The 11,669-nt window shown below is 56.1% G+C and carries 11 protein-coding genes and 1 pseudogene; 3 read left to right on the forward strand and 9 right to left on the reverse strand.

Annotated elements, in window-relative coordinates; translation table 11 throughout:
* Nucleotides 1–2: 2 nt before the first annotated feature.
* From NTCA1_RS21930 to NTCA1_RS21945, 4 genes and pseudogenes are all read right to left on the reverse strand, one after another.
* Nucleotides 3–1,055 (reverse strand): alpha-ketoacid dehydrogenase subunit beta, encoded by a 1,053-nt coding sequence (locus NTCA1_RS21930; RefSeq protein ID WP_159831840.1) that lies wholly within the window; start codon nt 1,053–1,055, stop codon nt 3–5.
* A gap of 5 nt (nt 1,056–1,060) precedes the next feature.
* Nucleotides 1,061–2,359 carry a 3-methyl-2-oxobutanoate dehydrogenase (2-methylpropanoyl-transferring) subunit alpha gene (locus NTCA1_RS21935; protein WP_159831841.1) on the reverse strand — a complete coding sequence of 433 codons (1,299 nt, stop codon included), beginning with the start codon at nt 2,357–2,359 and terminating at the stop codon, nt 1,061–1,063.
* A 154-nt stretch (nt 2,360–2,513) separates the two neighbouring features.
* Nucleotides 2,514–2,792: pseudogene (locus NTCA1_RS21940) on the reverse strand (thymidylate synthase); the annotation flags it as partial.
* A gap of 191 nt (nt 2,793–2,983) precedes the next feature.
* On the reverse strand, nt 2,984–3,286 hold the full coding sequence (locus NTCA1_RS21945; protein ID WP_159831842.1) for a helix-turn-helix domain-containing protein: 303 nt from the start codon (nt 3,284–3,286) through the stop codon (nt 2,984–2,986).
* 325 nt (nt 3,287–3,611) lie between these two features.
* Here NTCA1_RS21945 and NTCA1_RS21950 point away from each other — a divergent pair, with 325 nt between their 5' ends.
* Both NTCA1_RS21950 and NTCA1_RS21955 read left to right on the forward strand, forming a co-directional pair.
* Nucleotides 3,612–4,226: a hypothetical protein gene (locus NTCA1_RS21950; RefSeq protein WP_159831843.1), complete on the forward strand. Its 615-nt coding sequence runs from the start codon at nt 3,612–3,614 to the stop codon at nt 4,224–4,226.
* A gap of 692 nt (nt 4,227–4,918) precedes the next feature.
* Nucleotides 4,919–5,248, forward strand: coding sequence for a hypothetical protein (locus NTCA1_RS21955; protein ID WP_159831844.1), 330 nt, complete (start codon nt 4,919–4,921; stop codon nt 5,246–5,248).
* 129 nt (nt 5,249–5,377) lie between these two features.
* Here the strand turns inward: NTCA1_RS21955 and NTCA1_RS21960 are convergent, their stop codons facing one another.
* Entirely contained in the window at nt 5,378–6,199 is an 822-nt protein-coding gene (locus NTCA1_RS21960) for a quinate/shikimate dehydrogenase (pyrroloquinoline-quinone) domain protein (RefSeq protein WP_374705212.1), read from the reverse strand.
* Between NTCA1_RS21960 and NTCA1_RS29170 the strand changes: the two genes are divergently transcribed.
* The gene (locus NTCA1_RS29170; protein ID WP_374705213.1) at nt 6,095–6,382 is read left to right on the forward strand and encodes a LysR substrate-binding domain-containing protein; all 288 of its coding nucleotides are present in this window, start codon (nt 6,095–6,097) and stop codon (nt 6,380–6,382) included. The genes NTCA1_RS21960 and NTCA1_RS29170 overlap by 105 nt on opposite strands.
* A 118-nt stretch (nt 6,383–6,500) precedes the next feature.
* Here the strand turns inward: NTCA1_RS29170 and NTCA1_RS21970 are convergent, their stop codons facing one another.
* The 4 genes from NTCA1_RS21970 to NTCA1_RS21985 all read right to left on the reverse strand — a co-directional run.
* Nucleotides 6,501–7,112 carry a hypothetical protein gene (locus NTCA1_RS21970; RefSeq protein WP_159831846.1) on the reverse strand — a complete coding sequence of 204 codons (612 nt, stop codon included), beginning with the start codon at nt 7,110–7,112 and terminating at the stop codon, nt 6,501–6,503.
* 33 nt (nt 7,113–7,145) lie between these two features.
* Nucleotides 7,146–7,886: a hypothetical protein gene (locus NTCA1_RS21975; RefSeq protein WP_236549518.1), complete on the reverse strand. Its 741-nt coding sequence runs from the start codon at nt 7,884–7,886 to the stop codon at nt 7,146–7,148.
* A gap of 913 nt (nt 7,887–8,799) precedes the next feature.
* Entirely contained in the window at nt 8,800–10,908 is a 2,109-nt protein-coding gene (locus tag NTCA1_RS21980; RefSeq protein ID WP_201282567.1) for a DEAD/DEAH box helicase, read from the reverse strand.
* Nucleotides 10,908–11,669, reverse strand: a 762-nt coding sequence (locus NTCA1_RS21985) for a DUF1837 domain-containing protein (RefSeq protein ID WP_159831847.1), incomplete at its 5' end; no start/stop codon positions are given. The genes NTCA1_RS21980 and NTCA1_RS21985, both read right to left, overlap by 1 nt.

Consider the following 11,669-nt stretch of genomic DNA (forward strand, 5'->3'; position numbering starts at 1 on the left):
GATCAATCCTTCATGAGCCGATCGACCGCCTCGCCAATGCGGACGGGACCGGGGAAATAGGCCCACTCGAGGCTGTGCGGATAAGGCGTGTCGAAACCGGTCACGCGCTCCACAGGGGCTTCGAGATGATAGAAGCAGCGCTCCTGGACGAGCGTAACGAGTTCCGAGCCGAAGCCGGAGGTGCGGGTCGCCTCGTGTATCACCAGGCATTTCCCGGTCTTCTCCACCGACTTTTCCACAGTGTCGATGTCGAGCGGGACGAGGCTGCGCAGATCGATGATCTCGGCGTCGACGCCCTTCTCGGCCAGCACCGCTTCGGCCACGTGGACCATGGTGCCGTATGTCACGACCGTCAGCGCTGCGCCTTCACGCACCACGCGTGCCTTGCCGAGCGGAACCTTGTAGTAGCCCTCCGGCACCTGGCTGCCGGGCAGGCCCTTCCATGGCCGGGAGGGGCGGTCGTAATAGCCGTCGAACGGGCCGTTGTAGATGCGCTTCGGCTCGAAGAAGATGACCGGATCGTTGTCCTCTATCGCCGCGATCAGCAGGCCCTTGGCGTCATAGGGAGTCGCTGGGATCACCGTCTTGAGCCCGGCGACATGGGTGAACAACGCCTCGGGGCTCTGGCTGTGGGTCTGGCCGCCGAAGATGCCGCCGCCGAAGGGCGAACGCACCGTGATCGGCGCCACGAACTCGCCCGCCGAGCGATAACGCAGGCGCGCCGCTTCCGACACGAGCTGGTCGAGGCCGGGATAGATGTAGTCCGCGAACTGGATTTCCGGTACCGGGCGCAGGCCATAAGCGGCCATGCCCACCGCAGCGCCGATGATGCCGCATTCGTTGATCGGCGTATCGAACACGCGGTTCTTGCCGAACTTCTTCTGCAGGCCCGCCGTCGCGCGGAACACGCCGCCGAAATAGCCGACATCCTCGCCCATGATCACGACGTCGGGATCGCGCGCCATCATGATGTCGAGCGCGTCGTTGATCGCCTCGATCATGTTCATCGAGCGGCTCGGTGCGTCGTGAAGGCTGACGGGGTTTTCCTCGATCATGGTCCTCACTCCTTCCACTCCGGCCATTTGGTCTGTCGCTCGCGGATCGCCTGCTCGGCCTGTTCCTGGAGATGCCAGGGCAATTCCTCGAAGACGTCCTCGAACATCGTGTGGAACGGGTGATGGAGGCCGTGCCCGAGGATGCCGTTCTTCTCGGCTTCCTTGGTGGCCACCTTGACCTGCTCGGCGAGGTCACGGTCCATCGCCTCGTGCTGCTCCTCCGACCATTCGCCAAGCGCGATGAGGTGCTTCTTGAGCCGCATGATCGGATCGCCCAGCGGCCAGTCCTCGGCCTCGCGCGCGGAGCGGTAGGCGTTGGGGTCATCCGAAGTCGAATGGCCCTCCGCGCGGTAGGTAAAGTGCTCGATCAGGGTCGGGCCCTTGTTGGCGCGGGCGCGGTTGGCGGCCCATTCCATGGCGGCATAGACCGCAAGGATGTCATTGCCGTCCACCCGCAGCCCGGCAATGCCGTAGCCCGCCGCGCGCGCCGCGAAAGTCGTGCGCTCCGCCCCGGCAAAGCCCGAGAAGCTGGAGATCGCCCATTGGTTGTTGACCACGTTGAGCACGACCGGCGCGTTATAGACCGCCGCAAACGTCATCGCCGCGTGGAAATCGCCCTCGGCGCTGGAGCCTTCGCCCACGAAGCTGGTGGCGATGCGGGTATCGCCCTTGATCGCGCTCGCCATGGCCCAGCCCACCGCCTGCGGGAACTGGGTCGCGAGATTGCCGGAGATCGTGAAGAAGCCATAGTCTTTCGCCGAATACATGATCGGCAACTGACGGCCCTTCAGGCGGTCCGCGCGGTTGGAGTAGATCTGGTTGATCATCTCCTCCAGCGGATAGCCGCGCGCGATCAGGATGCCCTGCTGGCGATAGCTGGGAAACACCATGTCATCCGCCGCAAGGGCATGGGCACAGGCGATGGAGATCGCCTCCTCGCCGGTGGACTTCATGTAGAAGCTGGTCTTGCCCTGCCGCTGCCCGCGATACATCCGGTCGTCGAACGCGCGGGTCAGCGCCATCGTGGCGAGCATCCGGCGCAGGGTTTCCGGGTCGAGATGGGGGTTCCACGGCCCCACGGCGCGATCGTCGTCGCCCAGCACGCGGACCATGTCGAGCGTAAGCGGCCAGGTTTCGCTGGCTTCGCAAGCCTCGTCCGGCCGGGCCAGAAGGCCCGGTTCGGGGATTTGCAGGTGAGAGTAGTCTACCGTGTCTCCGGGCCGATATCTCGGTTCGGGGACATAGAGATCGAGTGGCGGCAAATTGCCGCGCGGCTTACCTGTACGAACCGGGCCTTCGGCCATTCTGGTTATCCTCTCCCGCCTTTCCGGGCCGTGAGAGATCGATCCGCGCTAGGAAAAAGGGACAAACCTAGAGCGTTTCAAAATTCCACGGTGAAGTCATATTATTTCAAACTCCGGTAATGTCAATCCAGCGTGAAGAAGCTTTCAAACTTCCTCAAACGGCCACCGGAGCGGCGATATGCGCCTGGGGCGCGTAGTCCGAAACCACGAAATCCTCGATCCTGTAGTCGAAGATCGAATCGGGCCTGCGGGCGATTTCCAGATGGGCCGTACCTTCGGGCCGGCGCGAGAGCTGCTCTTCGACCAGCGCCGCGTGGTTCAGGTAGAGATGGACATCGCCGCCCATCCAAACGGCCTCACCCGGCTCAAGGTTGCATTGCTGCGCGAACATGCGGGTGAGCAGCGCAAGGGACCACATGTTGAACGCTTTTCCGGTCACACGCTTTTTCCCGCGAATCACTTCACCTTCCGTTGGCACAGTCCCCCGGCCAACTTCGAGTAAGGCAGGGTGAGGCGCTGAGCCTTCAACTCAGCACGGCGCATCACCCTGCCATGCGCCACCGAAGCTGAGAGAACCTTGGACCCGGCGCTCTGCGCCGGGCCCGCTCAGCCCGTAGAATCAAGCTATGCTCGGGAGTCTTCAGGTGCAAGGTCAACCGAATCAGGCTGACAATCTGTGAGATCGATTTCTCCGAGGATCTCGGAAGGCTTCACTCCCAAGCCGGCCGCTAAGGCAAATAGGACGTTGAGCGAGATGTTGAGCTCCCCTCGCTCGATACGTCCGTAACGTGCGCGCTCCACGTTTGCGAGTTGCGCGAATCGCTCCTGAGAAACGCCTTTGGCTTCTCTAAGGCTGCGAATGGTCGCCGCGAGTTTCTTTTGGGCCGTGCTGTACACCTGGCCGTTCAACGAAATACTTGCAATCACGGCAACGCCATATATAGCCACGCCATATATGGCGCTATGTGTTAGCACGCTCGATAGGCAGGTCAGAACGACACTTCCTAGAGAATAGCCTCACGCCCACGTTCGTTTGGGAAGGGTCATTCATCGTGCTGCTCATCGTGGGCCGTAGCGAATGTCGGCCATCGCTTCGAAAAGCCGACGCACCGGAAATTTGTGGGAGGCTCGATTTGAATCTCGTCGCGGACACTTCTCAAGACAAACGCCTTGCACATGCATCGTGGCGGCGCTCCTCCTGCTTGGTATTCCTGATGCCTGAGGCGACGTGCCGCACACTCAGGTCCACGCGATGAAGACCGACTTTCTAAGTTACGCGTACGTGACGTCGCCTTTCAGACCGGATTGGGTCGGAGGATTGCCTCCGGGCGCAAAGATCGGCCTCATAGCTGTGAGAAAAAACAGTCAGCGGCTCGTCTCGGAAATCAGTTGGGGGACGCTTGACGATGCTGGAAGCGTAACTTCTGGGACCATCACCATTAAGTGGAAGAACCTAGAAGCCAGTCCGACAAGTGAGGCGGAAAAGCTTCGTCTCTATCGGAATGCCGCGAACGCCCTCAATCGGCGCCTCCGCGGCGTGGTCATAGAGAAGACCGACTATCGACCACGTACTAGCCCAGAGACATCATTCCATGAGGAGGCCCAAGTTAAGCCTTCTTGGCTTCGCGCGGTAGGCGACGCGTATGCACTCTTTGACGATCTTCGCATTGAGGTGGCTGAAGGCATCGGCTTCAAGACCTTCCTGCGACGATGGACGGAGAGTTCCGCAGAGGGGCAAATTATCGCCATGCTGGAAGCGTTTCGCACCCTTCGCGAATTTCGCCGGCAAGTCACAGCAGAGCTATTTGCTCCGGATTTCAAGCGAGCAAAACCGCCAAAGAATTTCAGCGACGTCATTCCGGGATGATGGTCGTGCGGATAGAAATTTGGCCGGGCGGTGACGAACAGGCTGCTTTTGAGATCGGTCGCATGGATGTAGCCAACGTCGGCACCGTTGCGGATGTCGGCGCCTATGCAGCCTCCGTCACCCAGAGGGCGACGCCAATAATTGGCGTGCCGAGTTTCGTCCGAAGTGTAACGGTCGCATCTCATCCGCGAGGGGATGGTCCTTGGGCGTTGGTTGCTAGGGTTCTTGGCGAAGCCGCCCGAAAGCCCCCCAATAATCCGAAATCGTCGACCAATGTCTAGCGCGGGTAAGAACCACAGCTTCAAGACTGTCGAATATGACGCCGACCTCGATGATTGGACGCCCGTCTACTCGACAGCATGTTTTGATCGAGCTCGGCCCCAAGTCCGGCTCGTGGGGTTGATTTCAAATGATCGCCGGCAGCGGTTCCCCGATGGCCGATGCGTTTGCACCTCCCCGGTTCGTTCTTCACCCAGCGCGATCGCCGAGGGCGCAATCGTGCAAACGGACAATACGCGCTACCGTCTGCTGAAGCGCAGCTCTCGTGTTGCATTCGTGACAGAGTAATGAAGATCTAAATCCATTTATCTTGAGCGCTCCACGGGACGCGATTTTTCTTCGCTTGCATCAGAAATTTTGCGGATTCTCGGCCCTCCTTCGCATTGTTAACCCGTATGTAAAGGATACCCAAAATGTACGACCTAGACAGGTTGAAGAAGTCTTCAAAGAAAATCCGCAATATTGTCAGAGACAATGGCGTCGATATAAAGCTATCGCAGTGCCATAATTTCATCGCCCAAATGGCTGGGTTTGATAGTTATTATTCTCTTTACATAAACTACACAAAAAGCGGCCTCAATCTTCACAGACGATCTCCGGATGAGGCTGCGATCCGTCGGTTCATTTCAGATTTCCAACTGGACGTTTCCCCCGAGACGTTTTCCAATTTGGTTCAACCATCGGGATCGACGCAATCGTATGACGAACCTTTGAGAGGCGTCGCCGGCGACGATTGGATGTGAACCAGTCTAGTGCGTGCGCACGGCTCAGCAATTTCGCTGGGACCGGCCCGGAGAAATCGCCTGGTGCCCTCAGCCGGGCGGCAACCAAATTGCTAGTTACCGCCCGACTTCAGCTTCGGCTTTACGCCTTTAGTTTGGCAGTGCGTAGGCGATCACAAGATCACCTCGATCTGGCGACTGACGAGCGCCACCTGCCGTCACGACAACATACTGCTTCTTCGTCTTCGGAGATACGAAGGTCATCGGCGTTGCCTGCCCTCCGACCGGAATACGCTTGGCCAGCAGTTCCTTGCCTGTACGTACGTCCATCGCCCGCAGGTAATAGTCAGTCGTCCCGGTATAGAAGATCAGGCCAGAGCCGGTGGTAAGCGCCCCCGAAAGCGTGGGCGTTCCGATCGGCACGCGCAGTCGCGTTTTGATGCCGAGGGGACCGGTATCCTCGGTCGTTCCCAAAGGCTTCTGCCAGACGACTTCACGCGTCTTCAGGTCGATCGCGGTCATGGTCCCGAAGGGCGGGTTCTGACAAGGAACGCCGAGCGGCGACATGAAACCGGTCAGGAGCGCGCCATAGGGTGCTCCGTCTTGCGGGTTGATGCCGTCATGGCCGGCGCCACCGCCGCCCTTTGCCGACGCGATGATTTGGTCGGTTTCAGCACGAGGTACGAGGCGAAGGATCTGTGCCAGGCGGATGTCATTCACGATCAGGTAGTCGTTCGTGGGATTAACGCTCGCCGAACCCCAGTTCATGCCACCGTAGAAGCCCGGCCACTGCAGCGTGCCTTCCAGCGACGGCGGGGTCATGTCGCCCTCATAGCGTAGCTTGGCTCCCCACTGCAATGGACAATGATGCAGGGCGGCAGGGAGACGAAAGTCTCGCCCCCTGCAACCCATGAAGTTGGCGATGGTGACGCCATCGTGTCGATGACCTTGGCCGGCGCGGGCCTTTGGCAAATGCCGTCCTCTATTGTCCGGCATCACGTCGAAGCCGGCGACCTTGTCGTCGTGCTCGACGAATTCGAAGGACCGCCGGTCCCCGTTTACGCGGTGTGGCCAGGGACGCGACACTTGAGCCCGAAGCTGCGCTTCATTGTCGATGCGCTGCATGAAGAAGCGAGAGCCGGAAAATTTGATTGATCATCGGAAAACAGGGTTGTGTCCCGTTAGCGTAGGGAAATCGGCTTCATGGACGATGGACAATGAATCGTAGAACCAACCAGCCGGTCGAACGGGATTTCTTTGAGGCCTCGAGGGCTCAATCGAGTTCAACATGCAGGTTCGATGTGCCGGGTACTAACCCAGCTTCCTGCCGGAGGAGTATCCGTATCGCTGCGCTCGCAGGAGAAAATGCAGCATCATAGCTAAGCGAATGCCAGTCTATGTCGGCGCGAGCTCCAAGCCGATCTTGATGCAGTTTATCTCTTACCATGAGAGTTCGCGCGACAGCCTCCTGGAGGCCCAGTTCACCAGTGGCATCGTAAATGGCGCGCAGGGATGGCATCCAATCATTCCGATCAATCCGCGGTGCACCCGCGCCATCCCGACCCGTCTGATGGAGACAGTGCGCGGCCCCGATGCCTTCAAGGATCGAAAAGGCTGATACGCAAAACTCCAGTATCAAGTTCTGGAAATAAGGCTCGAAGAGAACTGAGGCATCACCCGGTCCGCGAAAATGATGAGCATTGATGAGCGCAGTCTTAACTTCCAGTCCTACCATCAGGTGCTTCAGATTGGAGATCAAGCAGCGCCTAACATGCGCGTTCAACTGCGTAGGAATATTTCGCGCCAGCCAGCGCTCCCAATCCCTCGACTCCGAAAGAACAACATAGCCGTCCGGCCGGTCATCTTTGCGGGTGATGTAAAACATTGCCAACTCCTGAAAACAGAGCTTCGGTTGGGATCAAATCGCAATCTTCCAGTATTCAGCCACGGCCCGAACCTGCTCGCGCGGATAATATTCGCCCGCTTCTAAAAGATCACGGCGGATCCGATCCAAACGGCGAGATGCATCTCGTCTTATGGCTGGTGTGAGTTCCATCGTCCCGAGCGGCAACCCGCCCCGGTGGTCATTCGGCCAACTCGTAGGGTAGGCATTATCATGCCCGGCCGCCAGAACCTCTATGCTCGATACCGCGTCATGTTCGCATCGCCAGGCATAAGTGTGGAAGGCACAAGCCCGCAACATCGCCTTAACTGCAGGCATCACGTCCGTAAACGCCTTGAGAGGGGTTGGTAGCAACACCATATTTGCCACGCAGGAATAGTAGCGTGCATCTTGGACAACTAAATTGGTCGATGCATAGGTCACGTCATCGACGCCCCAAATATGACAGCATGACCAGTTGGGGCGATCATCGCTACGCAAACCCAACGCGTGGGTTAGCGCTCTGTTGGCATACCTATTCCCCTCGAACTTATGGATCGTAACGCCGGTCTCCCTGTTCCGGTTTAGCTGAGGCTCCGACCAATCGCTCTTGTAGAAAAGACCACGACGGCGATACTCAGGATACCAGACTGGCAGTAGCCTGAAGGTCTCTGGATCGACCCAGCGGGCTGTGCGCTCAATCAACCTCATAATCTCGGATAGGCTCAATTCTGCGCGCAGTGCATCAAGGCCGTCCTTGGTGATGGACGCGGTCATTCTGGACGGTCCACGCGACTTGCGATGTCGCATGCCCGCGTTTTGGCCATTAGGTCCTGCAGAAACTCGGCTTTCGACACGCGGAGCACACACCGCAAACCCGTACTATCGTAACGCTCCAACCGAAAAAGCCACTCGTCACCAAAATCGATATAGACCGGGCAAGTCGCGCAGAGCCAAGTGCTTCGGGGTCGAGACCATGTGTATTGCTGATGCCCTCTGTGATTCTCGACGACCTCTCGTTCGATTTCTCGGAGCGGATGCACAAGAACCATGCCGCCACCTCCAGGCACTATTCCGGGATTCTCCGAACGCCTCCAGAACATCCCGTCATTCGCTCCCGACATCCCACCTTGAGCCTGATACCAGACTAGATCGGCAGAAATAGGGGCGTGCGGGTCGGGAAGAAGATGCCACAAATCGAAATTCTTACGGAAGCCGCGTCCGTCTACGACCCAGACTAGGTTCTGGTAGAACGCTTCACGAGAAAGGCGCTCGGCATCCGTCATCGCCGAATGTTGTATTTCTATATAGATGCCAGTCCTGGTACGAACATCCGCACGGTGAATCTCCCCGTCAGGCGCGGTGTGAGACACCTCGCGGCAATCCACAGGGAAGTGATTTTTCCACTCTCGGTGCCAGTCGGTCTCGTTCTCCCACCAAGGATCGCAGTTCCGGCGGCCTGCATGAGCCCAATGATGTACGACGCGGGGGCCGCACTTTGCGATCATCTCCGCTCCGCAGGTTGGGCAGCGACCTTGCCCACCAGGAAAGGGCTCAACCCTTTCATCGTCGATGATCGCTAACTGCACGCCGTCCCCTCGCCATTTCGACTATCTGGTCGCTTCGATTGCTGTGACCCAAGCCAGCAAAATAAGCCCCAATGAGTGCCCATTGAGGCGATGCAGCAGCTTCATTCCGCGTTTGAGGTCGCTTCCTCCGGTGTTATCCCATCAAAAAACACACGCAGGATGTATCGATCGAATACGGTCATACCTTCGACCTTCATGGCGGCGTCGAGGCCGCGTGCGCGCATTGCATTCAGCGCATCGCGGAGGTCCAGATCGGTCTGCAGGAAATTGATAAAGCCGGCACGGTGCAATTTACGCGATATCATCCGCGGCAATCCATATTCTTCCAAATGATGCACTGCAGGAGGCAGAAAGGCGTGGCTCACCTTTCCGATGAAACCACCAATATCCACAGAAGAATTTATAATCATCTTATAAAGCTCATTAGCATCACTAAGGAGTGCGGATAGTTTAAAAGTGATTGTCCTCTCAAGTTGGAAAAATTCCTCAATATCGATATTGTGAACCGAGAGCTGCCGCAGAATATTCGGAATATCAGTATTCCAATTTGATGCCAAAGCTTTCGTGACCACTACAATTTTTGAGTGCTGCGTATCCCATCCTGCGGGTTTCAAAGAGATGATCTTGTAGAGCATGCGCTCCCATTCGCTCGGCCTATTCGAGTTAAGGTAACCGAACCCTTTCCAGTCATCGGGATCATCCCGCATGTCTGTCGCGAGCCTCAGGAGGAAATCTGCGTCGCTATCCTGTAGGAGATTGTCTCGCTTCAACCGCGCAAAATTGTCTGCACCAACAATATCTGACATCTGGCGCTTGTATTCCAGAACCCGTTCGATCTGCCGCTCTGTGAGGCTATCGCGATCCTGCGTTTCATCTAGGCCGCCAAGCACGGTGTCAGGAAACTCGATCTGAAGCTGCGTATCCTCTTGCGCCGGCGGTGAATCAAGCAGGTAAATGTGGCCGACAAAATGCTTGAACATCCGACCACCACGACCAATTATATTCTTGTAAGTGAAATCTTTGAGATTATTTTGCCCAAGTTTACTTTTCCAAATCACTACATTCTGAGCAGAAGTGTTGACACCCTCAATAATGGAAGAGGTCGACACGATACTATCAAAGCCCTTCTCATGCTCGAAAAGCCTGACTTGCAGCTGACTTAAGCACCTGTGCATACGGCCATTATGGACACCGACACCTCGCTCTGCGAGGTCGGCCATAGCCCAATTCTGCTGATAATTGTCTCGAAGCCAGCGAGCAAAATGATTGGTATGTGGACGGTCAACCCTGTCCATCTTGCTGATCACCAAAGCGGCGATCTTCCTTATCTCAGTATATGTCCCGGCATAGACTAAGGATTTTTCGGTCCTAGGTGAAATGATTGCAAGGAGTGCCTCAGACTTCTTTTCAATATCTTTCCCGAGCTGTTTATATATCTCATGCTTCTCTAAGAATACAGTATTGAAATCAAGGAGCTCTAGGAACTCCATGTCCCGGGTGAACACATTATCCGCCAATTTTTTAATGTTCGGCGCAAGATAGTAACGCTGTTCAGCCTTTCGAGACAGCTGGATAATTGCCTTGATGAGAGAGGGCGCGCGATCCTTATCATGAGCGACGCTTGCCTTGTAGAACTCATCGATGACAAGAAGGTCAATCTTGCTCAACCGCTTGACGTAACCAAACGCGCGCTCCTGGGGGAAGATCAAGATGTTTCGTTCTTCCAGCGGAGCGTCAGGGGCAGTTACTATTCCATATTCTCGCGAGAACTTTTTATATAGCCTGCGCCGTGTTTCATCCATCAATGCGATCGTCGGCACGATAATTACGACGGTTTTGGGCCGCTTTGCTGCAATAAAAGCGTCAATGATGAAGCTCTTGCCGAAACTTGTCGGCGCACTGACCGCTATGCTAGTACCGCCCAGGAGCTTAGAGAGAACAGTCGCCTGCTCTCGATGGAGGGTTGCAGTTCTATTGCCGACGTCAACTGCGAAGGCCTGATAGACAAACTTCTGATCCCATGACGCATTTTCAAGCTGCAAGTACGGAAACAGGCCCGTTGACCGGACAAGTTGGTTGAGAACTTGAGGATATGGAACGCTATCTTTGTCCAAATCTCCCAATAGCTTAATAAGCATATTGCGAGCAGCGAGGTCGTTCCCGCGCTCAATGAGGTCATTAACCTCAGAGCATGCCGAAAATAGCTCCATCAGGCAGCACCCTTGAAGTAGCTCACTGCCCCAACAAAGGCATCGACTATCATTTTTTTATCTGGAACCGGAAACAGGATAAGATGGAACTTGATATCGTTGTACTTATGTACGTGCGCTGATCCAGCCAGTTGTTTTGAAAAATAGGATTCAGCACGATCAATATGGTGGGTCAAAATCTGCTTCTTATATTCGTCAGATAGCTCCGCGCATGCCGCAGTATCAGCGCACTGGTGGAGAAGCAAAATTGGTACATGAATTCTTGGCTTCAGGTGATCAATGGACACTTGACTGCTCAATGCCGCCTTTATTTTATTGCGTAGTGGCTCAGCTAGTACAAGATGGTCAAGGTCCGACACGTTCGTGATGATGGCATTTTCTTTTCTCAGCTTACCCGTGGCAAGGCTTGCGTAAACCGAAGCAATCACTGAATCTAATCGCGCATCTGCGATCGAATTATAGAATTTAGCTTCACCAAACCAAAGCGAGAAATCGTCACCGCTTTCATCAATTACAATATGGACGCTGTCAGCGCCCTTGGCATTGTCTTGGACATTCTGTTTATAAAATATCTTCGGTACGACCGGCAGTGCCTTGTAGCGATTTTTCATAATTCCATACAAAAACACTTCAGCGATTTCGCTGCCTTGGCCAACCTCGTCCTTATCGGTGAGCCGCAAATTGCTGGCAGCCGCAACTAAGAGTCGGTTTCGAAACTCACGCTGACCGAGCCAAACGGCGTAGCATGAGCATGGCGGCGG

Source organism: Novosphingobium sp. TCA1 (assembly GCF_009811895.1).
In the GTDB taxonomy this organism is placed as follows: domain Bacteria; phylum Pseudomonadota; class Alphaproteobacteria; order Sphingomonadales; family Sphingomonadaceae; genus Novosphingobium; species Novosphingobium panipatense_A.